22 protein-coding genes and 4 pseudogenes are annotated in these 20301 nt (G+C 52.5%); 14 read left to right on the top strand and 12 right to left on the bottom strand.

Annotated elements, in window-relative coordinates:
* Positions 1–14: 14 nt before the first annotated feature.
* Positions 15–509 carry a PTS sugar transporter subunit IIA gene (locus LG52_RS17275; protein WP_044732890.1) on the top strand — a complete coding sequence of 165 codons (495 nt, stop codon included), beginning with the start codon at positions 15–17 and terminating at the stop codon, positions 507–509.
* On the opposite strand, the gene LG52_RS20710 is transcribed toward LG52_RS17275, so the two are convergent.
* The 6 genes and pseudogenes from LG52_RS20710 to LG52_RS17255 form a co-directional block, all read right to left on the bottom strand.
* Positions 496–750: an ABC transporter permease subunit gene (locus LG52_RS20710; RefSeq protein WP_231584485.1), complete on the bottom strand. Its 255-nt coding sequence runs from the start codon at positions 748–750 to the stop codon at positions 496–498. The two genes, LG52_RS17275 and LG52_RS20710, sit on opposite strands and share 14 nt — an antisense overlap.
* A 56-nt stretch (positions 751–806) precedes the next feature.
* Entirely contained in the window at positions 807–1112 is a 306-nt protein-coding gene (locus LG52_RS20705; RefSeq protein ID WP_231578665.1) for a hypothetical protein, read from the bottom strand.
* Positions 1109–1420 (bottom strand): annotated as a pseudogene (locus LG52_RS17265) (phosphate ABC transporter permease subunit PstC); the annotation flags it as partial. The gene LG52_RS20705 and the pseudogene LG52_RS17265, both read right to left, overlap by 4 nt.
* Positions 1421–1651, bottom strand: coding sequence for a hypothetical protein (locus tag LG52_RS17260; RefSeq protein WP_044732888.1), 231 nt, complete (start codon positions 1649–1651; stop codon positions 1421–1423).
* 676 nt (positions 1652–2327) lie between these two features.
* Positions 2328–2438, bottom strand: a pseudogene (locus LG52_RS21080) (DUF7667 family protein); the annotation flags it as partial.
* A gap of 84 nt (positions 2439–2522) precedes the next feature.
* A complete protein-coding gene (locus tag LG52_RS17255) occupies positions 2523–2840 on the bottom strand; it encodes a hypothetical protein (RefSeq protein WP_044732887.1) in 318 nt (105 codons plus the stop codon).
* A gap of 115 nt (positions 2841–2955) precedes the next feature.
* On the opposite strand from LG52_RS17255, the pseudogene tnpC reads away from it, so the two are divergent.
* From tnpC to LG52_RS17225, 7 genes and pseudogenes are all read left to right on the top strand, one after another.
* Positions 2956–4426: pseudogene (tnpC, locus tag LG52_RS17250) on the top strand (IS66 family transposase).
* Positions 4427–4920: 494 nt separating this feature from the next.
* Complete coding sequence (locus LG52_RS17245) at positions 4921–6117, top strand: MFS transporter (RefSeq protein ID WP_044732886.1); 1197 nt, start codon at positions 4921–4923, stop codon at positions 6115–6117.
* Between the two features lie 223 nt (positions 6118–6340).
* Positions 6341–7171, top strand: coding sequence for a glycosyltransferase family 2 protein (locus LG52_RS17240; RefSeq protein ID WP_044732885.1), 831 nt, complete (start codon positions 6341–6343; stop codon positions 7169–7171).
* A 288-nt stretch (positions 7172–7459) separates the two neighbouring features.
* Positions 7460–8842, top strand: a complete 1383-nt coding sequence (locus LG52_RS17235; RefSeq protein WP_044732884.1) for a glycine--tRNA ligase — start codon at positions 7460–7462, stop codon at positions 8840–8842.
* A 187-nt stretch (positions 8843–9029) separates the two neighbouring features.
* The gene (locus tag LG52_RS20430; RefSeq protein WP_197074558.1) at positions 9030–9179 is read left to right on the top strand and encodes a hypothetical protein; all 150 of its coding nucleotides are present in this window, start codon (positions 9030–9032) and stop codon (positions 9177–9179) included.
* Positions 9180–9368: 189 nt separating this feature from the next.
* Positions 9369–10004 carry an FMN-dependent NADH-azoreductase gene (locus tag LG52_RS17230; RefSeq protein ID WP_044732883.1) on the top strand — a complete coding sequence of 212 codons (636 nt, stop codon included), beginning with the start codon at positions 9369–9371 and terminating at the stop codon, positions 10002–10004.
* A 201-nt stretch (positions 10005–10205) separates the two neighbouring features.
* On the top strand, positions 10206–12116 hold the full coding sequence (locus tag LG52_RS17225) for a SpoIIE family protein phosphatase (protein WP_044732882.1): 1911 nt from the start codon (positions 10206–10208) through the stop codon (positions 12114–12116).
* Between the two features lie 52 nt (positions 12117–12168).
* Here the strand turns inward: LG52_RS17225 and LG52_RS17220 are convergent, their stop codons facing one another.
* The 3 genes from LG52_RS17220 to LG52_RS17210 are packed head-to-tail and all read right to left on the bottom strand — an operon-like array spanning position 12169 to position 13734.
* The gene (locus LG52_RS17220) at positions 12169–12939 is read right to left on the bottom strand and encodes a sigma-70 family RNA polymerase sigma factor (protein WP_044732881.1); all 771 of its coding nucleotides are present in this window, start codon (positions 12937–12939) and stop codon (positions 12169–12171) included.
* A complete protein-coding gene (gene rsbW / locus LG52_RS17215) occupies positions 12899–13387 on the bottom strand; it encodes an anti-sigma B factor RsbW (protein ID WP_044732880.1) in 489 nt (162 codons plus the stop codon). The genes LG52_RS17220 and rsbW overlap by 41 nt, the downstream gene beginning before the upstream one ends.
* A complete protein-coding gene (locus tag LG52_RS17210) occupies positions 13384–13734 on the bottom strand; it encodes an STAS domain-containing protein (RefSeq protein WP_044732879.1) in 351 nt (116 codons plus the stop codon). Before LG52_RS17210 ends, rsbW begins: the two co-directional genes overlap by 4 nt.
* A gap of 128 nt (positions 13735–13862) precedes the next feature.
* Here LG52_RS17210 and LG52_RS17205 point away from each other — a divergent pair, with 128 nt between their 5' ends.
* The 4 genes from LG52_RS17205 (at position 13863) to LG52_RS17190 (ending at position 16294) form a co-directional block, all read left to right on the top strand.
* On the top strand, positions 13863–14258 hold the full coding sequence (locus LG52_RS17205; protein ID WP_044732878.1) for a YkvA family protein: 396 nt from the start codon (positions 13863–13865) through the stop codon (positions 14256–14258).
* Between the two features lie 175 nt (positions 14259–14433).
* The gene (locus LG52_RS17200) at positions 14434–15123 is read left to right on the top strand and encodes a uracil-DNA glycosylase (RefSeq protein WP_044732877.1); all 690 of its coding nucleotides are present in this window, start codon (positions 14434–14436) and stop codon (positions 15121–15123) included.
* Between the two features lie 17 nt (positions 15124–15140).
* Complete coding sequence (locus LG52_RS17195) at positions 15141–15440, top strand: YwdI family protein (RefSeq protein ID WP_044732876.1); 300 nt, start codon at positions 15141–15143, stop codon at positions 15438–15440.
* Positions 15441–15922: 482 nt separating this feature from the next.
* A complete protein-coding gene (locus LG52_RS17190; RefSeq protein ID WP_044732875.1) occupies positions 15923–16294 on the top strand; it encodes a DUF423 domain-containing protein in 372 nt (123 codons plus the stop codon).
* A 197-nt stretch (positions 16295–16491) separates the two neighbouring features.
* On the opposite strand, the gene gerQ is transcribed toward LG52_RS17190, so the two are convergent.
* Together gerQ and LG52_RS17180 are read right to left on the bottom strand one after the other, a co-directional pair.
* Positions 16492–17058 carry a spore coat protein GerQ gene (gerQ, locus tag LG52_RS17185; protein ID WP_044732874.1) on the bottom strand — a complete coding sequence of 189 codons (567 nt, stop codon included), beginning with the start codon at positions 17056–17058 and terminating at the stop codon, positions 16492–16494.
* A gap of 24 nt (positions 17059–17082) precedes the next feature.
* Positions 17083–17526, bottom strand: coding sequence for a cell wall hydrolase (locus LG52_RS17180; RefSeq protein WP_044732873.1), 444 nt, complete (start codon positions 17524–17526; stop codon positions 17083–17085).
* Positions 17527–17679: 153 nt separating this feature from the next.
* Here LG52_RS17180 and LG52_RS17175 point away from each other — a divergent pair.
* Positions 17680–18141 (top strand): annotated as a pseudogene (locus tag LG52_RS17175) (DUF4351 domain-containing protein); the annotation flags it as partial.
* Positions 18142–18193: 52 nt separating this feature from the next.
* Here the strand turns inward: LG52_RS17175 and hemQ are convergent.
* Positions 18194–18940: a hydrogen peroxide-dependent heme synthase gene (gene hemQ, locus LG52_RS17170; RefSeq protein WP_044732872.1), complete on the bottom strand. Its 747-nt coding sequence runs from the start codon at positions 18938–18940 to the stop codon at positions 18194–18196.
* Positions 18941–19180: 240 nt separating this feature from the next.
* Between hemQ and pta the strand changes: the two genes are divergently transcribed.
* Positions 19181–20161, top strand: coding sequence for a phosphate acetyltransferase (gene pta / locus LG52_RS17165; RefSeq protein WP_156133494.1), 981 nt, complete (start codon positions 19181–19183; stop codon positions 20159–20161).
* The last annotated feature ends 140 nt before the right edge of the window (positions 20162–20301 follow it).

The following is a 20301-nucleotide window of genomic DNA, read 5'->3' as shown; positions in this document are numbered from 1 at the left end:
AAGGATGACGCTCGTTGTTCAAAAAATGGTTTGGCAAGCAGCCACCGAAGGAAGAGACGATCACCGCGCCGCTTGACGGGACGATCATGCGGCTTGAAGACGTGCCGGATCCGGTGTTTGCGCAAAACATGATGGGCGATGGCATCGCCATCGATCCGGCGGATGGGGATGTCGTCGCCCCGGTCGATGGTGAAATCATCCAGCTCTTTCCGACGAAACACGCTATTGGCTTGCGTTCGGAAGCGGGTGTGGAGCTGCTCATCCATGTCGGCATCGACACCGTGTCGATGAACGGAGAAGGATTCACCGCCTATGTCAAAGCCGGCGACCGAGTGAAACGGGGCGATCGGCTTCTTTCTGTCGACTTGCCGCTTGTGCGCGAGAAAGCGAAAAGCGCGGTGACGCCGATCATCATCACGAACGGCGACGCCCTCGAAAGCCTCGAGAGAGAGGCCGAGGCATCAGCCAAAAAAGGCGAGACGGTCTTATTTCATGTCAAAATGAAATAAGGGCGGCAGGGAGCACCGTTTTGACAATGGTCTGTGCTTTGGTTGCGCCTAAAGCGAAGGAGGCTTCCCTCCAAGCGGAGGGAACCGCCGTGATCGCTTCTTCGGAGACGCAGGCTAAAACTGGGAGATTGAGCAATGCCAATGTGATGGATGCTCCTAAAATGGTCACGCCGATTTGAAAGTATTCCACAAACAAGGCGTAACCAAATAGACCAAACACAATCGACGGGACAGATGCCAAGCTTTCAATGGCCGCCCTCACCCATTCCATGATTCGGTTGTTTGGGGCGTATTCCACTAAAAAATACCGGCTCCAATTCCGATGGACAACGACAAAAGCAATGATAGCACGAGAATGTAAATCGAGTTCCATAAGAACGGCCCAACTCCTCCTCCAGCGTCGATTTCTTCGGGCAGTCCTATGAGAAAATGTATATCAATGTCTGGCAACCCTTTTCGCACGATCGTATAAAGAAGGGATAAGATGATCAAAAAGACGGTTGCGGAAATGATGCTGATCATCCCCAGTACGAGTCGATTCATGAGACGACGGATGCGGAGCCGACTCATTTTTTTATGGAGGCCAGGGGATTGATTGTTCATGATGACGATCCTCCTTTCAGACGCAAGCGGCGAATCATCATAATGAGAGAAATGGAGATGAAAAGCAGCAAAAGCGCCATCATATAAAGGGCATGGTTGGCCGTTGATTGAAAGTCGACGTTTAAAATTTGCATCATGATATGGCTGGTTAACACACTTGATGGCGTGACTAAATCAAATCCCCATTGCGCCACGTTGCCGATAACCATCACGACGGCCATTGTTTCGCCAATGGCGCGTGCCATGCCGAGGATGACAGCAGCGGCAATCCCAGATTTGGCGGCAGGAAGCAACACTTTTGCAATCATTTAATCAGCTGAAAACAGCTTGGCCATATCGCTCCCCGCCAATAAAACAGTTCCCGAACGATGGAGCGAACGGATCGTCATCAATTTGCCGTTGACATTGACAATATAGTGAGATGCGGCTGTATTCTTTTCCGCTGCGGCATAGGCATGTCCATCGAGAGCCGTCCATGATGAGGGGGAAGCCGCCAGCAAAGCTGTCGCCATGACAGTTCCGGCAATGATTTTTTTCACGAGAGTCTCTCCTTTCTATTTTTCCTTTTGCATGAGAAGCGGGTTTCATTGTTTGATGGAAGGCGATCCTCCTTTCCATTCAAAGTATTTGGGGAATTTTTCCTAAGAATAAACGATTATATGAGAAAAGTGTAAAAGGAATATTTTGTTTTATTTAAGTTATATTAATATTTTGTGTTTTAAGCGTTAACTTCACTATGCAACGCATTTCTATATAGATGCAACGAAAAAGGTTAACATATCCTTGACGGAAAGGTGGCTTGTCCATTTTTCGACTGTTGAAGGCAAGCCTGTGGCTTGCCTTCGTCACGCCTTGGCGTGACGGAAGACCGAACAACCATCCGCTTCACAGACCCATACATGGGTCTGAAAGCGGCGTTGTTCGTTCGCCCGACAGTCGATCAAATGCTCAGCAAAAGCGACATATGTTAAAGCTTCAAATTGCATCTATATAGTTCCAATATGATGACGAATGAATGGAAGCTTCAGCCCCTTTTAAGCAAAGCGATCATTATAGGCCAAAATGGACAACATCACAGAAAGGGAAAGAAGAACAGATTTGAGGTTGGCCAAAAGATGCACTAGCGCCTGCCAAGCAAAGTGCGGCTGTTGTGTTTGGTTGCACTCGTCATGCTGCTACTGGAGCCGGATCGGCGGGAAAAAATGTAGTCATTTTTCATCTCGACAACTTTTCCAGCCTCGCGCACAACTTATGCTGCCAACCAACGTCGCCGGTCATGCTGGCCAGCAGCGACAGGTTTTTGAGTTTCGCGATCTCCATACTCCTCTTGACATTGACAGAATCGCTTGGTGAAGATTTGGATGTTTTGAAGAAAAATAAACCCGCCTCGACATGGGCGGGTTTTTTCTGTCAATCCAAATACTTCTCGCATAACGATACAAACTTTCCATCTGACTTTAGCCCTTCCAAAATGCTTCTCAACATTGCACTTCTTTTGAGAAGCTGCTTCTCGAACTCTGCCACAAATGTGTCCTTGTCCCACTGTGATTTGCCAGCGTGATAAAACAGCTTTTCCAGGCGTTCCAACTCGTCGGCAGTAAAGCCAGTGGCTAAGGCCAAAATCGCAAAGCTTTTGTGCTCCTTGTTCACCATATCTAAGAGTAACGTAATTGCGTCGGTGGCTAGACTTAATTTTGCTTCAAGATCCTTGATTCTTTCCTCGTTCATAAGCACCCTCCTTGGTAACTGTTCAGCCATTACATAGAAAAAGTTTACGAGATCGGGTTTATTTCTGTTCCCCTTGTCTATACTAGCACTATCCAAGACAAGGGAGGTGAACACGATGGCAACCGTTGTTTTTGATTTCCAACAAGCCGTTTTTACACTCGAAAGCATGGTCGCAAAAATCGAGCGCCAAGCACAAACGATTGAAAAACTCGTTCGAGAAAACGAGCAACTACGTCAAGAAAACCAACGGCTTCGACAAGAAACCCAACAATGGAAAGCACGTATTGCAGAATTAGAAGCCTGTACGAAAAAAAACAGTACCCATAGCCATTTGCCGCCGTCTTCTGACCGGTTTGTGGCGAAATCTCCTTCTCGCCAACCGTCGCAGAAACAGCCGGGAGGGCAGCCGGGGCACCGAGGAACGACGCTCCGCCAAGTATCATGACCACCGAGTCCTTCACCGCGTAACCCAATGCAAAGGATGTGGTCACTCTCTAGAACATGTTGCTCCGCTTCAAGTAGACATTCGCCAAGTGTTCGACCTTCCCGTGGTTCGCATGGAAGTGACTCAACACGAACGGGAAGTAAAGGGGTGTCCGGAATGTCATCTCGTCCAGCAGGCGGAGTTCCCTTTTTATGTCACAAATCATGTCCAGTACGGTCCAGCCATCACTTCCCTTGTTTTATACTGGAATCATGCGCAGTTGATCCCGTGCGAGCGTGTCACGGAGATGATCAAAGCACTAGTTGATCATTCGATGAGTGCAGGCACAGTCGTGAACATGACGAGACGGTGGTAGCCTGTGGTAGAAGCAGCGATCAAAGAGATCGACGCGGCGCTGCTCGCTTCCAAGACGTTGCACGTCGATGAAACGCGCCTGCGTGTGGACGGAAAGAACCAATGGGTGCACGTGGCTTCCACTGCCAAGGTCACCCGATACGGACTGCATCGTTCCCGTGGAAAGCAAGCGACGGACGACATCGGGATCTTGCCACGGTACAAAGGAACGATGGTACATGATGCGTATTCGGTGTACCCGATGTATACAGAGGCGAACCATGCCCTTTGCCACGCCCATCATCTCCGGGAGCTTCGGGCATATACTGAACTTTACGGCCATTCATGGTCGAAAGAGATGGCCGAAGCGTTGTTGGAGATGAAATGGGCGGTGGAGAACGCGGGCGGAGCTCTACCGGAAGAGGACGTCCGGTATTGGGAAGCCGTGTACGACGAGCTTCTAGCGAATGGTCGCCGAGAACTCGAGGAGCGTTGCCGACAAGGCAAGCATGAAGGCGCCCGCAACGCGCAGAATTTCATCCAGCGTCTAGAAAAGCGTAAGCAAGAAGCGCTTCTCTTCCTGCGAAAGAAAGAAGTACCGTTTGACCACAACCAAGCCGAGCGCGATTTGCGGATGGTGAAAAAACAAAAAATTTCCGGAACGTTTCGTCAGGAAGACGATGCCGAGGCTTTCTGTGCCATGCGCAGCGTCATTTCTACCCTGCCAAAACACGGAAAGCCGGTTTGGGAATCGTTGCAACGACTTCTAAGTGGAGAGTCTCTCCAAACGATTCTCCATTCCTCCTAGGGCATTTTCGATACGGGAAATGCCCTATGGGTGCTGGATTCTGAAAATCTCACGAATATTGGGCTGAATGGATACTCACAAAAAGTTCTCACATTTCGCACCCTAACAGAGAGGGGTAGGAAGTGTGATCCAGTTTCACGACTTTGGCATTGACATTCAAACGTATACGGATCGTGGGAAAGAGAACGATTTTCCCGACGTGAATCAATGTCCCTCCCCACTGTCCATCCCGCCGCCCCTTGCACCGTCACGGATATTTGATGCTTTGCCAAAAGGTTCTACTGGCGCCTATCATGAAAAGCATGGCAGCTGATTTTAGCCGAACTTTTTGTTAACCATAGAACGATGGCTGGATCGCGATGTTGGTGTTTGACCCTGTTATTCAAGTTTTGGAGCGGATTTTTCACAAAAATTATCAACCGTATAGTGCACAGGTGGGTGATTTTCTTTTATAATAAATATGTCTTTACATCGATAATGACAGGAGGATACACATGAACGAACCGACGATTTCTCAGCGCAAGCTGTTAGGCATTGCCGGTCTCGGTTGGCTGTTTGACGCGATGGATGTCGGCATGTTGTCGTTTTTGATGGCGGCCTTGCAAAAAGACTGGAATTTGACGGCCGGGCAAGTTGGCTGGATCGGCAGCGTCAACTCGATCGGCATGGCGGTCGGGGCGCTTTTGTTCGGACTGCTTGCCGACCGGATTGGCCGGAAACACGTCTTTATTTTTACATTGTTATTGTTTTCGCTTGGCAGCGGGCTGTCGGCGCTGACGACGACATTGGCGGCGTTTTTGGCGCTCCGCTTTTTGATCGGCATGGGGCTTGGCGGCGAGCTGCCGGTCGCGTCAACGCTCGTTTCGGAGGCGGTGCCGGCTAAGGACCGCGGCCGGGTTGTCGTGCTGCTTGAGAGCTTTTGGGCGGGCGGTTGGCTGTTGGCAGCGCTCATCTCGTATTTCGTCATACCAGCTTACGGATGGCGAACGGCGTTATGGCTGGCGGCCATTCCAGCGCTGTATGCGATCTATTTGCGCCTCCGCCTGCCGGATTCGCCGCGATTTGCGGCAGCGCGAAAAGAAGAAACGGTGTGGAATAACATCGTCAAAGTATGGTCCGCTCCGCATCGGAAAGAGACAATCATGCTTTGGGTGCTTTGGTTTTGCGTCGTCTTTTCGTATTACGGCATGTTTTTATGGCTGCCGAGCGTCATGGTGATGAAAGGGTTCAGCTTAATTAAAAGCTTCGAGTACGTGCTCATCATGACGCTGGCGCAGCTCCCGGGCTATTTCAGCGCTGCATGGCTGATCGAGCGGGCGGGGCGGAAATTTGTCTTGGTCACGTACTTGCTTGGCACCGCATTGAGCGCCTACTTTTTCGGCACGGCTGAGTCGCTCGTCGGGCTGATGGCGTCCGGCGTTTTCTTGTCGTTTTTCAATCTCGGCGCTTGGGGAGCGTTGTACGCTTATACGCCGGAGCAGTATCCGACCTCCATCCGCGCGACAGGGGCGGGCATGGCGGCGGCGTTTGGCCGCATCGGCGGCATTTTTGGCCCGCTGTTGGTCGGCTCTCTCGTTGGCCAAGGCGTGTCCGTGACGGCCATTTTCACACTGTTTTGCTTGTCAGTTCTCGTTGCGGTCTTGGCGGTCGCCGTGCTCGGAAGCGAAACGAAACAACAAGAACTTGCTTGAATGAATTTGTTGTCCGGAAGTTTCGAGTCGGACGTCCTGATGAGGGGGGCTGATTTTTGACCGCGGCATCCGCCAGGGGGGCTCCGAAGTTGACAAACGAACGGTAGGGGCGATACCTTAAGGGTAAGCCCCTTTTTTATTTTGGAAAAAACGGACCGGCGTGCGTCAAGACTGGTTCGTGAACGCCAAGGGGAAAGCCAGCGCGAGAGGCGGTGAATCGATTTTGTGTCCGTCCGTGTCCGTCGTCATTCCGACGTATAATCGCCTATATCCGCTTGCCGAGCTGCTTGAGTCGTTAAGCCGGCAGACGTACAAGCCGTCTGAGGTCATCATCGTCAACGACGGCGGCGAGCCGGTTCATGATGTCGCCGCCTTGTATCCGGAGCTCGACATCCGTGTCATCGACCGCTGCGACAATGAAGGACATGTCGCGGCTCGCAATGAGGGCGTCAAGGCGGCGCGCAGCGAACTCATTATGCTTTGCGACGACGATGACCTAGTGTTGCCGTGCCATCTCGAGCGGATGGTGGCGGCGCTCGAGCATGCGGACTTCGCCTATGCCGATGCGGAAATTGTCCGGTATCGGATGGAAAATAACCAACGCATCCCAACCGCCCGTTTTTTGTTTGCTTATGAGTATGATTTGGAAGCGATGCGGACGTTTTCGACGTACGTCCCGTCTGGAAGTTTGTATAGAAAATCGCTCCATGAAGAGATCGGCTGCTTTGACCGCGCTGTCCACCATTATTGGGATTGGGATTTCTTTTTGCGCGCGGCGGCGGTATGTCGCGTCACCCGTGTCGCGGCGGCGACTGTTTTATATGCGTTCAGCCCGGACGGCGACAACGTGTCGCGACAGCTAGACGACAAGCGGCGTCAGTATTTGCGGCGGCTTTGCGAGAAGCACGGGCTTGGCGAGTTGCCGGTGAAAAACTTTTGGCTTTTGCTTGACGAGCCGGATGTCGCGAAGCGCCGGGCGGACAGCGAAGTCATTTGGGACGGACAGCCGGTCGTGTCGCGGTTTTGGGCGCAAAAAAATGGCCGCGACCATTGACATCGGTCTTTTTGGTTTGCTATGATAGTGGACAAATCATATATGGATCGCGATGACGGATCAATAGTAGTTAACCCTCTCTTCCGAAGCGAGCCGGGGACGGTGGGAGCCCGGTGAAGACGGTTAATGAAACGGCAGTCCGGAGCGGAAATGGAAAAAAGAGGATGTGCTATCGGCGCATCAACTAGGGTGGAACCGCGGGAGCTACGCTCTCGTCCCTAGGCATTAGGCCTAGGGGCGAGGGCGTTTTTGATTGTTGGAAACCGAAATTGGAGGAGGATGAAAACAATGGCTGTTACAATGGAAGAAATCGTCGCTCACGCCAAGCATCGCGGCTTCGTTTTCCCGGGGTCGGAAATTTACGGCGGGCTCGCGAACACGTGGGATTACGGCCCGCTAGGGGTCGAGCTGAAAAACAACATCAAGCGGGCGTGGTGGAAAAAGTTCGTTCAAGAGTCGCCGTACAACGTTGGCTTGGATGCCGCCATTTTGATGAACCCGAGAACGTGGGAAGCGTCCGGCCATTTAGGCAATTTCAACGACCCGATGGTCGACTGCAAACAGTGCAAAGCGCGCCATCGCGCCGATAAGTTGATTGAGCAGGCGCTCGAGGAAAAAGGGATCGAGATGATCGTCGACGGCTTGCCGCTCGCGAAAATGGATGAGCTCATCCGCGAATACGACATCGCCTGTCCGGAATGCGGCAGCCGCGATTTCACGAACGTGCGCCAGTTCAACTTAATGTTCAAAACGTACCAAGGCGTCACCGAATCGAGCGCCAATGAAATTTATTTGCGCCCAGAGACAGCGCAAGGCATTTTCGTCAACTTTAAAAACGTCCAGCGCACGATGCGGAAAAAGCTGCCGTTTGGCATCGCGCAAATCGGCAAAAGCTTTCGCAATGAAATTACGCCGGGCAACTTCACGTTCCGCACGCGCGAGTTTGAGCAGATGGAGCTCGAGTTTTTCTGCAAGCCGGGCGAAGAGCTGAAGTGGTTTGAGTATTGGAAGCAGTTTTGCAAGGAATGGCTGTTGTCGCTCGGCATGAACGAGGAAAACATTCGTCTGCGCGACCATACGAAAGAAGAACTGTCCCACTACAGCAACGCCACGACCGACATCGAGTACCATTTCCCGTTCGGCTGGGGCGAGCTGTGGGGCATCGCGTCGCGCACCGATTACGACTTAAAACGGCATATGGAATACTCGGGCGAGGATTTCCATTACCTTGACCAAGAAACGAACGAACGCTACATCCCGTACTGCATTGAGCCGTCGCTTGGCGCCGACCGCGTCACGCTTGCGTTTATGATCGACGCCTATGACGAGGAACAGCTGGAAGACGGCACGACCCGAACGGTGATGCATTTGCATCCGGCGCTGGCGCCATACAAGGCAGCCGTCTTGCCGCTGTCGAAAAAGCTCGCTGACGGGGCGCGCCGCATTTACGAAGAGCTGGCGAAACATTTCATGGTCGACTATGACGAAACCGGCTCGATCGGCAAACGGTACCGCCGCCAAGATGAAATCGGCACGCCGTTTTGCATCACGTACGATTTCGAGTCTGAACAAGACGGCCAAGTGACCGTTCGCGACCGCGACACGATGGAACAAGTGCGGCTGCCGATCGGGGAGCTCAAGTCCTTTTTGGAGGAAAAAATCGCTTTTTGATGAAACGGGCACCGGGGCAGGGCAAAAGCCCCGGTTTTTTTTGTAGACTTTTGCAGCTGAACAAAGGGTGTATGGAAATGACATCGCTTTTTAGGATAAATTTCAAAATGCCATCGAATATTTTCTGAATAAATGGTAAAATAGAAATGTAGACTAGTTCCTGCATTGATCAAGGGGGGTAGCCATCATGGAAGGAAAACCGATCTACTACGATGGAAGCGGGCATTTGCCTGACGGCAGTGATGAAAGCGGTGTCAACAACGAATCGTTTGCACTTACGGATGAAGTGCGAAAACAAATTAGCGGCAATCCGTTTGTCGTTGAACAAAGCGAATAACCGACCCACGCTGAAATAGCCTTTACCTAGGGCAATTTTTTTTTGAGCAAAATCAGTTGCCAAGCGTCTCGACTCCTTATATAATTATATCTCGTATTAGAGATATTTGATTTAAAAATAAATGTATGCCATTTTCGTAAACGGAAAACACTAAAATGGCGACACCAGCGAAGAAGGGGAGTATGCATCATGACGAAAGTGTTGTACATCACCGCCCATCCTCACGACGACACGCAATCGTACAGCATGGCGGTCGGAAAGGCGTTCATTGAGACGTACAAACAAGTGCATCCGGACCATGAGGTGATCCATCTCGATTTATATAAAGAATACATTCCGGAAATCGACGTCGATGTGTTCAGCGGTTGGGGCAAGCTCCGTTCCGGCCAGTCGTTTGAACAGCTCTCCGCTGAAGAAAAAGCGAAAGTTGGACGGATGAATGAATTATGCGACCAATTCGTCTCTGCTGATAAATACGTGTTTGTCACGCCAATGTGGAACTTTTCATTCCCACCGGCGTTGAAAGCGTACATTGACGCGGTGGCGGTCGCCGGCAAGACCTTTAAATATACGGAACAAGGGCCGGTCGGATTGCTTACCGATAAAAAAGCGCTCCACATTCAAGCACGCGGCGGCTTCTATTCCGAGGGCCCAGCGGCGCAAATGGAGATGGGGCACCGGTATTTAAGCGTCATTATGCAATTTTTCGGGGTGCCGTCGTTTGAAGGGCTGTTTGTCGAAGGGCATGCGGCGATGCCGGAAAAGGCGGAGGAAATTAAAGCAAACGCCATCGCCCGGGCGAAAGAGTTGGCGCACACATTCTAATAGGGCGCTTTGAGCAGGTTGCCGAGTTCAAAATTGCATGGGAAATAACCGCGGTTAGGGACGTTCTCTGTCTAGAGAGCGTCCTTTTTGTTGTTCCGGCGATGAAAGCGGAAAGCGCTGCCGTCGACGTTCGTATACGCTTGGCGTCCAACGTGTGGTATAATAAACCATATAGCAGTGAGGAGTGGAGGTTCACCATTTGTGAACAAAGATCAACGATATCGTCCGACGCGTGGACACAGTATAGCGGCAGCGCTGGCGGCCGGGCTGTTCGGCCTGCTTCTGTTCGCTGGCCGGCGGCTTCTGCTTTTGCCCGAATTCTATTATTCTGTTCATCTTTCTTTAGGGCTTGCCGCTGTTGTCGTCTGTTGGCTTGTCGCCTTGCAAGGATGGGCCGTATTTCCGCATACGCTGTCAACAGAGCGGCTCATGATGGGGGCGTTGTTTTTTTCTGCGGGGACGCTCTTTTCTGTTCATTTTGTCCTATCCTTCACAGAAGCCGATGCCTCGGCGGCGCTGTTTTCGCTCGCTGCCCGCTTTACGCTTGCCTGGGGGCTGCTCTTTCTCTTTTTGCGGCCCGATGAGGTGATGGAACGGCAAAGCGGGCAACGGTGGCAGGCGTTTTTGGCCGCGTTTTTGTATACGGCGGTTGTTAGTTTGTTCATCCACATCACGTCCCCGTTTTGGCCGGCCCTTGGGACGAGCCGCTGGCCGTTTTGGTGGCGCGCAGGGGAAGGAGCGGTCGGTTTGCTTGATGCAGCGGCGGCCGTGTTCGCATGGCGGCGTTTTCGGCAAGGTAGGACTCCCGCTTCCCTATACTGGTCTATGGCGCTTCTATTATTTGCCCTCGGCCAATGGTTGCTCATGCGTGGAAGCGGGTACGGGCTATGGGGGCAGCTTTATGAAATGGCCGGATTTTTGTATGTCGTGCGCGCCATGTATGTGGAAACGGTGGAAAAGCCGTACCTGGAGCTGAAGCACCGCGAACAACAGCTTGAGATGATGGCGAACGCCCTTGGAGAAGGGTTGCTGATGGTGAATCGCGACGGGCAGATCGTTTGGATGAATCCAGAGGCGAGCCGATTGATCGGCGCCACGTTGGAAGAGGCGAAAGGAAAGCCGCTGTTCTCCTTTGTCTCGCTAGCGGGGCCAAGCGGCGACAAATGGGACTGGAAGCAGCTGCGCCGCGTCGTCAAACGGCTCAAAAGCGGCGAGGTCATTCGCGTCGAGGAGGAGCCGTTTCGCCGCCGCGACGGCGTCTGTCTGCCGGTCGGGTACACGCTGGCGCCGGTGTTGGAAAACGGTGCGCTGGCGGGGCTTGTTGCTGTTTTGCGCGACATGACGGAGAAAAAAGAGAAAGAGCGGCTTGAACGCGAGCGCGAACAACTCGACTTTGAACTGTCGCTTGCCGCGAATATGCAGCGATCGCTTTTGCAGACATCTTCGAAAATGAACTTGCCTTCGTACATCGACATCGGCGTCCTCAGCGTCCCCGCCCGGGTGTTAAGCGGTGATTTTTACCACTTTGCTGTCCACCAAACATCGGTGTCCGTCGGCATTGCCGATGTATCGGGAAAAGGCATTCCAGCCGCGATGCTCATGACGCTGATGAAATTTATTTTGGACCGAACCGTCCATTATGGAACGCAGCCGCACGTGTATCTTGACTTGTTGAACCGGTTCGCTTATGACTACACCGAACCATCGATGTTTGTCACGATGTTTGTCGGCAATTACAACGAAAAAACGCATACGTTCTCGTACGCGTGCGCTGGACACGAACCGGCGCTTTGGTACCGCGCGAAAACGAAGCAATGCGTGCCGCTCGCCGCCAAGGGATGCGCGCTCGGCTTGTTTCCGCAATTTTCGTTTGAGACGAAATCGGTCGTGCTCGAGCCGGGTGATTTTGTGCTGCTGTACACCGACGGGGTGACGGAAAAACGCGGTGAAGAGGCGGATGATGACTTTTCCGTTCTTGCCTCCATGGTCGCCCGCGTCAGCCTCGACCAGCCGGCGCCGGAAATCGTCCGCGAGCTGTATGAGCATATTCAAGCGTATCATCGATACGAGCCAAAAGATGATCAGACGTTGTTGCTGCTGCGCCGCCGCTGACATGAGCGACACGGCCGACGCTTGATGCGTCCGGCGGCTCGAGGTTTGACCGCTATGACGAATAGGCGGCGAGCTGCCGTTTTAATTTCGTGATCGCCCGCTTTTGAATGCGGCTGATCGTCATTTGCGAGACGCCGAGCCGCTCAGCGAGCGCGCGCTGCGTTTCCCCGCGCCGGAAGACGGCGTCGATGACGATTCGCTCTTGCTCGCTCAATTTGCCGATCGCCTGCTCCAAGTCCATTCGCTCAATCAATGACTCGATTTCGTTCGCTTCATCAGCGACGAACTCGCCGATCGTCGTCGCATCTTTTTCCCCGTCTTGCATCGGGGCGTCGAGCGAAACGGCTTGGTAATGGTCGCGTCCGGCCAAAATTTCGATCGTTTCTTCGACCGATAAGCCTAAGTGGCCGGCGATTTCATCGATCGTTGGCGACCGCTCGAGCTTGACGGTCAATTCATCGATCGCTTGCTGCACTTTGCTTCCTTTTTCCTTCACCTTGCGCGGCACTTGGATGTACCATGCTTTGTCGCGCAAATAGTTTTTCATGTAGCCGATCAAGCTTTTCATCGCATATGACTCAAAGCTTGTTCCTTGCTTGGGATCGTAATGGTCAAGAAGGCGCAAAAACGACAGCCGTCCGATTTGAAACAAGTCTTCGTAAAAGTCAGGGCGGCTGCGCGCCATTTTCCGCGCCGCGGCCGCAATGAGCGGCTCGAAGCGCACGAGCAAGGCGGTCGCCGCTTCTTCCGTTTTTGTTTGTTGATAGGCGGAAATGAGGGCGTCAAGCTTGCTCTTGGACAGAGGAGGGGGATATACAGTCATGGGCATGCTCTCCTTCGCCGCGATGGCGGAATTTCGTCAGGCGGACTTCCGTTCCGCCCTTTGTCGTGACACTGACATCGTCCATGAGCGCTTCCATCAAAAACAGGCCGAGGCCTCCCGCTTTGACGTCTTCAAGCGGCTTCGCGGACAGCGGCGCCGTTTGCTTGGACACTCGTTTGTAATCAAACCCTTTGCCTTCGTCCTTGACGGTGATCGAAAGCGCATCAGCGCGCATCTCGAAACAGAGATGAATGACGCCACCTCTTCCGTTGTACGCATGCAAAACAGCGTTGTTGCACGCTTCTGAGACGGCCACTTTCATATCTTCAATCTCTTCATAGGAAAACCCCATCTTGGCGGCCAGCCCGTATAGCGTCAAACGCGCGACATCGATAAACTGCGCATCAGCTGGAATCGACAGCTGTACGACGGTTTCATGCTCTTTCATGATTGTCCCTCGATCCTTTCTGTCGTGTCATTCATGGCCGAAAACAAATAAGATACGCCGGTTAAATCAAACAAGCGTTGGACTTTCGGCGGCACGTTCTCAATCATAAATGGCGCCCCTTGCTTTTTTCGCATTTTTAATAGCGCGACAAACATTCCGATGCCGGTGCTGTCGATATACGTCAATTCTGCAAGGCGGATGACGAGCGGCTTCGACGCATCGCCAGCGAGCGGCTCGACGGCGCGTTGAAACTGTTCGGCCGCCGCCAAATCAAGCTCGCCTTTTATGTATACAACATGCCGGTCTGGCTGTTCTTCATGTACAACGTAAAATCGTTTCCTGTCCATGGTCGTTCACCTCAAATGATCGATAATTTGGCTTGATGATGGCGCGGGAAGGTTGTCCACCTTGCAATGTTTACACTACTATACCCATATTTTATACTATATGAAACAGGAAAGGGCAGGGAAACGCGATGTTCACAAAGTGGAAAGAATGGGCAAGGGCGTTGAAACGGGACATATTCGTCTTGTATTCCGCGATCCGCGATCGGCGTGTTTTCATCTGGCTGCGGCTTTTTATGCTGGTTGTTGTGGCATATACGTTCAGCCCGATCGATTTGATTCCCGATTTCGTTCCGGTTCTTGGGTATATCGATGATTTGTTGCTTGTGCCACTCGGTATTTACTTGGCGCTGAAATGGCTCCCCAACGACATCGTCGCCGAACACCGGGCGCGGGCGGAAGAGCTCGCCAAGCGCGGCAAGCCGACAAGCTGGGTGGCTGGGGCGCTGATCATCCTTTTGTACGTCTGGCTTGGCGTCTGGCTGCTCCGCTGGTTGATTTCGTGGGCTGGACTTGGTATATTTTGATCTTCCCTTCAGTTTTTTGTCTATGGCTGAGGCAGGGGATTTGCACATGTTCCTTTGGCGAAGCAGGTTCCGCTACTGTTGCCACGGTCTTAACTTTCACTTCGCTTTGACGCTGGGGGCTTTTTGGTTACAATGATAAAAGGAAAAAAGCCGACGGCAAAAGGAGTTGCTTACAATGCCGATTCTCAAAAACGACTGGGCTCCGCTGCTTGAAGAGGAGTTTCAAAAACCGTACTACTTGAAGCTGCGCGAATTTTTAAAAGTAGAGTACCGAACGCGGACGATCTATCCCGATATGCACGATATTTTCAACGCCCTTCATTATACGCCGTATGCGAACGTCAAAGTCGTGCTGCTTGGGCAAGACCCGTACCACGGCCCGGGGCAGGCGCACGGGCTTAGTTTCTCCGTCAAGCCGGGCGTGCCGGTGCCGCCGTCTTTGGCGAACATTTTCAAAGAGCTGCATGACGACCTTGGCTGCTACATACCGGATAACGGCTACCTCGTGAAATGGGCGAAGCAAGGGGTGCTATTGTTAAACACGGTGCTTACGGTCCGGCGCGGCCAGGCAAACTCCCACCGCGGCAAAGGGTGGGAACATTTCACCGACCGCGTCATTGAACTCGTCAATGAAAAAGACGATCCAGTCGTCTTTTTGCTTTGGGGCCGGAACGCTCAGGAGAAAAAAGAACGGATTACAAACCCGCGCCATCTCATTATCGAAGCGCCGCACCCGAGCCCGTTTTCCGCCGCGCGCGGCTTTTTCGGCCATCGACCGTTTTCGCGGACGAATGCGTTTTTAGCTGAGCACGGACGCGAACCGATCGACTGGCAAATTGAAAACATCGACGTCCGCACCGAATGAGCAAGGGGGAAGAAATCATGGCTATTTCATTTGCTGCTGTCGTTGCCAAAATCGAAGACGAATTGCGCAAAGCCAAGGCGGTCAATGATCCGCAGCGGATGCGTGAACACGTCGCCGCTATCCGTGCCTTATGCGACTTAATGCTCGAAACAGCTGGCCAGCCGCAACCGTCTACTCCGTCTGTCCCTACAGGTCCGCTTGTCGTTGGCGGGCCGATTTCAGCTGGGAGCGGGCTTTCAGTTGGGGGGGTGTCCGTTGGCGGGCGCTCTCCCGATATTGACGATGAGGCGAACGGGGAGTCGTTGTTGGATTTTTGAAGGCGAGACAAAGAAAATCTGTAGAGCGGTTTTCCTCCATAGGTTTTCCAGCTTAACCGGCTTGTTCTGTTTGGCGCTGGAGAACGAGAAGCGGTTCTCCGGCTTGCGGGTTCGGTCAGTAGCGCTCCAACTTGCTTGTTCTGTCAAATTGGTGGTGACAACAGGGGGGCACGCTTTTTAACCCGTTCTCGCGAATTTTTCCATGTTAAAATGACCGGGGGGATTTAATGGAATTGGATTGTTGGGATCGCATTACTCATCATCGTTTTCTTTTCGACTAATACGATCGAAAGAACAATAAGAACGATAAAAGAATCAGAATGATGTCATCATCGAGTTATTAAAAGAGGTCAAAAACAAAATGTGAAAGAAACATTGTTCACAAATCCTTGACTGACTCCCTTGCCGCTATCGATTTGTGATCGGAGGGCCCCTCGTTTATAATGAGAGGAGGAAACTTCGATGAGAAAGGCGGATGAGTGATGAAATCGTTTATCATCCTCGGTGCGCTCAACGCGTTTTTGGCTGTGGCGTTGGGAGCGTTTGGGGCGCATGGGCTTGAGGGGAAAATTCCGGATCGCTATTTGGAGATTTGGAAAACGGCGGTGCAATACCAGATGTTCCATGCGTTAGGATTGCTTGCCGTTGGGCTTCTCGCCGGCAAGGCGCCGAATGTCGGGTTGCTTAGTGCGGCGGGCTGGGTGATGTTTTCCGGCATTGTGCTGTTTTCCGGCAGTTTGTATGTGTTGAGTGTCACGCAAATCAAGCCGCTTGGCGCCATTACTCCGTTTGGCGGCGTCGCCTTTTTGGTCGCCTGGGTGATGATCGGCTATGCGGCGTTCAAATGGCTGTAAACGAAGCGCAGGGCAAGGTGTACCCCGAGCAGGATGTTATGCGTCGTCCAAATTATAGGAGGCGCCTCTTTGGTTTCGTTTGCCGCCATTATATACGACTAGGCATCAGCAACTTGTGATGGCCGTCACATCGGATGAAAAAAGAGGGGCTGCCCTTAAGGCAGCCTGCTCATCGAACATCGGTTTTGCGCTGGCATTCAGCGCGGCGAATAGGAGGCCAGCGATGTGGCGGAGGCACCGGCAAACGGATATTCGTAGGCGATTTCTCCTTCAAATGTGACGTAATCGAGGTAAATCATCGGGATCAAATAGCGCGTTCCCGTTTGCGGGTCGCTTAAAATGACATGGTCACGCCCAGCCGCTTCAATGACCCCGCGAAACACCTTGGCATTCCACTCACGGTTGTTTTCAAACGTCGCATAGATAGTGGCGACTTTTCCTTTATTGAGCCGCAAAATGTTTTCAATGTACGATTCTTCAATCGGCAGCATCCCTGGAATCGATGGGCCGGTGGTAGCCGGCCCGGCGGCGGTGGTCGGCGTCGGTGTCGGGGCGGTAAACGTCGGCGCCTGCAAACCGAACGTCGGGGCGGCAGTTGCCGCCGGCGTCACAGTTGGAGCGGCAGCCGCTTGCGGATAGTAATAATACGGGTACGCCGCTGGATAATACGGTTGCGGATACGGATAGCCGTACGGATACGCTGCATACGGCTGTTGCCGTTCTTCATCAAGCGGATAAAAGTTGTTTTCTGTATAGTTGGACATAAAAAAACCTCCTCGTATGAAAAGTTAATAAACGCGCGGGCAGTCGGATGGGGTCGGCGCAAAGAAGCAGTGCGATTTGTAACGGCCGACATTCCATTGGTTGAACCATTGCGGCGGACAATCTTGGCCTTCAGGCGGCTTAAAAAACCAAAGGGCGTTCGTCGCTGGGTGGTAGCGCCAACCGCGGAGCACTTGGCGGGCTAGGCCTATATCCACTTCGCGCGCCCGTTGGTAAAAATAGCCCTTTTGCACCGCCTCAAAGCCGCCTGGGCTTTGAAACACCATTTGCCGGATGGAGCGGATGCCGCGGAAGTCAAGGCAGTCGGCGATGACGCGGTTGACGCCGACGTTGCCGACCATGAGCATCCCAAGCCGCCCGTCTCCTTCCGCTTCAGCTCGCATGAGCCGAGCCAACAACTTTACTTCCTCTTCTGTGTGGGCTACAATGGAGGGAGCGATCTGACCCATATCGTCACCTCAGTCGTTGTGAATTTCGACAGTAATAGGCTATTGGTGGAACGAGAAAATGGTGACAGTCGGACAAACGGTTTAAATGGAATTTCTGATTTATATGTATGGGACGTTTGTGCCGTATATGACAGAAACAGAGGCGGTTGTCCGAAGCTGCGCAAGCAACATTGGCGGAATTACATCCGCCGAGACAATCCGGTGGCAGCTGCCTTGCTCAGCCAAATGGGGTATACTGAAAGTGAACGGATTGAACTGAAAAAAGAGTTTTTGCTCGTGCGGTTGGAACTGGATGAAGCGAGGCAACGGCTGCTGTTGGGCTTTTTTGAAACGTATGTGAAGCTGTCGGAGGAAGACGAGCAACAACTGCAAAGAGAGGTGAAGGCGATGGAAACGAAAGAAAAAGAGAAGGTGTTGGAGCTGATCATTTCGTATGAGCAAAAAGGCAGAAAAGAGGGATTGAAGGAAGGGATCCAACAAGGGATGAAAGAAGGCATGAAGCAAGGAATGAAGCAGCTCGTCTGCAACATGGCGCGCAAAGGAATGACGGTGAAAGAAATTTCCCATTTGGTCGATCTTTCGCAAGAGGAAGTTCGCCGATTGCTTGAAGAATAGGAAGCAAAATGCAAGGAGGGTGCCCTGCTGCGTTTGGGACACCCTCTTTTGATTATACACGGAAGAAAGAAGAGACGTTTTCCACCGGCAGACGGGTGCCGACGAAAAAGGAGCCAAACTCGCCAAAGCGGGCGCTTACTTCGTCAAAGCGCATTTCATAGACGAGCTTTTTGAACTGGAGTGCATCGTCCGAAAACAAGGTGACGCCCCATTCAAAATCATCCAAGCCGATGGAGCCGGTGATGATTTGCGTCACTTTGCCGGCGTATTTTCGGCCGGTCATGCCATGGGCGCGCATCAGTTCGCGCCGCTGTTCCATTGACAACATGTACCAATTGTCGTTGCCTTGGCGCCGCTTGTCCATCGGATAGAAGCAAATGTAGTTCGTTTTCGGCAAAATCGGATACAAACGGCGGCGCACTTCTGGAATTTGGTATGGATCTTCGCTGCCGGATGCCAAGTAGTTGCTTAACTCCACGACCGAAACGTACGAATACGCCGGCAACAAATACTCGGCGAGTTTCGTTTTGTTAAGTGCTGTTTCGATTTCATGCAGCTCATCCAGCGTCGGCCGCAAAATCATGAACAGAATGTCCGCTTTTTGTCCGACAATTGTATAAATGGCATGGCTTCCTTGTTGCTCGCTTTCGGTCGCTTCCCATTTGTCGATGAGTGCCAAAAACTCGTCAATGGCTGCTTGGCGCTCTTCGCCCGGCAGCGTTTTCCACGCGCTCCAGTCAATCGTACGGAAATCGTGCAAACAATACCAACCATCCAACGTTTGGGCCGCTTCGCTCATCATCGTCACTCCTTATGAGATCAATATGTACAATATCACTATATCATAGTTTGCCCAAAAACGCGGACATTGGTGCACGGAGCGAAAGTATACTGAATTGTTCCAAAAGGTGAATTATTTGTTGGAAGGGCTTACCGGCGTTGCGTTTCCCTATTAAAGAGGTATGCTTATTATAGTAGAAAAAGGCTGGCGTGTTTCCGAACGAAAGACGCCAGCTGGGCATTAAGGGAGGCATGAATCGTGGCAAACGATTTATTTGCGGCATTAAAAATGAAAGTGGCCGGAACCGGACGGAAAATCGTGTTTCCGGAAGGGACGGATGACCGCATTCTTACGGCGGCGAGCCGATTGGCGGCGGAGCAAGTGCTTCAGCCGATCGTGCTTGGCGATGAACAGGCGGTGAAGGCGAAAGCAGCTGAGCTGGGCTTGCCGCTTGAAGGAGTGGAGATTGTCAACCCGCGACGCTATGGCGGGTTTGATGAGCTGGTGTCGGCGTTTGTGGAGCGCCGCAAAGGGAAAGTGACGGAAGAAGCGGCGCGCGAGTTGCTTTTCGATGAAAACTATTTCGGTACGATGCTCGTTTATACAGGGGCGGCGGATGGCCTTGTCAGCGGGGCGGCGCATTCGACGGCCGATACGGTCCGCCCGGCGTTGCAAATCATTAAAACGAAGCCAGGCATCCGCAAAACATCCGGGGTGTTCATCATGGTGCGCGGCGAGGAACAATATGTGTTCGCCGATTGTGCCATCAACATCGCCCCTGACAGCCAAGATTTGGCAGAAATCGCAGTCGAGAGCGCCCGAACAGCGAAAATGTTCGGCCTTAAGCCGCGTGTGGCACTGTTAAGCTTTTCTACGAAAGGGTCGGCCTCGTCGCCCGAGACGGAAAAAGTGGCCGAAGCGGTGCGATTGGCGAAAGAAATGGCGCCGGATCTTGTCCTTGACGGGGAGTTTCAATTTGACGCCGCCTTTGTGCCAGAGGTGGCGAAAAAGAAAGCGCCTGATTCTGCGATTCAAGGCGATGCGAACGTCTTTATTTTCCCGAGCCTTGAGGCGGGCAACATCGGCTACAAAATCGCCCAGCGCCTCGGCGGCTTTGAGGCGGTCGGCCCGATTTTGCAAGGGCTGAACAAGCCGGTCAACGACTTATCGCGCGGCTGCAGCGCGGAAGACGCCTACAAGCTCGCGCTCATCACCGCCGCGCAGTCGCTTCGGGAGTGACGGGATCGCTGCTTAGTGAAATCGATGAAAACGAGGGAGGCATGCGCCCCCTCGTTCTTTTTGCGCCCTTCGCCAACGGCTTAGGCTCATTGTGCTATAATGAAATAGAGTTGGCATGATCAATGCAAGATAGAGTTGGG

Source organism: Geobacillus kaustophilus (assembly GCF_000948285.1).
In the GTDB taxonomy this organism is placed as follows: domain Bacteria; phylum Bacillota; class Bacilli; order Bacillales; family Anoxybacillaceae; genus Geobacillus; species Geobacillus thermoleovorans_A.
This window is presented reverse-complemented; position numbering and strand designations above follow the sequence as displayed.

Coding starts and splice junctions, on each gene's coding strand:
- LG52_RS20430 (WP_197074558.1), top strand. CDS start 9,030: ATGGAAGGAAAACCGATCTACTACGATGGAAGCGGGCATTTGCCTGAC.
- LG52_RS17235 (WP_044732884.1), top strand. CDS start 7,460: ATGGCTGTTACAATGGAAGAAATCGTCGCTCACGCCAAGCATCGCGGC.
- hemQ (WP_044732872.1), bottom strand. CDS start 18,940: ATGAGCGAAGCGGCCCAAACGTTGGATGGTTGGTATTGTTTGCACGAT.
- LG52_RS17210 (WP_044732879.1), bottom strand. CDS start 13,734: ATGGACAGGAAACGATTTTACGTTGTACATGAAGAACAGCCAGACCGG.
- LG52_RS17190 (WP_044732875.1), top strand. CDS start 15,923: ATGAAATCGTTTATCATCCTCGGTGCGCTCAACGCGTTTTTGGCTGTG.
- LG52_RS20705 (WP_231578665.1), bottom strand. CDS start 1,112: ATGAACAATCAATCCCCTGGCCTCCATAAAAAAATGAGTCGGCTCCGC.
- gerQ (WP_044732874.1), bottom strand. CDS start 17,058: ATGTCCAACTATACAGAAAACAACTTTTATCCGCTTGATGAAGAACGG.
- rsbW (WP_044732880.1), bottom strand. CDS start 13,387: ATGAAAGAGCATGAAACCGTCGTACAGCTGTCGATTCCAGCTGATGCG.
- LG52_RS17180 (WP_044732873.1), bottom strand. CDS start 17,526: ATGGGTCAGATCGCTCCCTCCATTGTAGCCCACACAGAAGAGGAAGTA.
- LG52_RS17195 (WP_044732876.1), top strand. CDS start 15,141: ATGGCTATTTCATTTGCTGCTGTCGTTGCCAAAATCGAAGACGAATTG.
- LG52_RS17200 (WP_044732877.1), top strand. CDS start 14,434: ATGCCGATTCTCAAAAACGACTGGGCTCCGCTGCTTGAAGAGGAGTTT.
- LG52_RS17230 (WP_044732883.1), top strand. CDS start 9,369: ATGACGAAAGTGTTGTACATCACCGCCCATCCTCACGACGACACGCAA.
- LG52_RS17255 (WP_044732887.1), bottom strand. CDS start 2,840: ATGAACGAGGAAAGAATCAAGGATCTTGAAGCAAAATTAAGTCTAGCC.
- LG52_RS17245 (WP_044732886.1), top strand. CDS start 4,921: ATGAACGAACCGACGATTTCTCAGCGCAAGCTGTTAGGCATTGCCGGT.
- LG52_RS17220 (WP_044732881.1), bottom strand. CDS start 12,939: ATGACTGTATATCCCCCTCCTCTGTCCAAGAGCAAGCTTGACGCCCTC.
- LG52_RS17205 (WP_044732878.1), top strand. CDS start 13,863: ATGTTCACAAAGTGGAAAGAATGGGCAAGGGCGTTGAAACGGGACATA.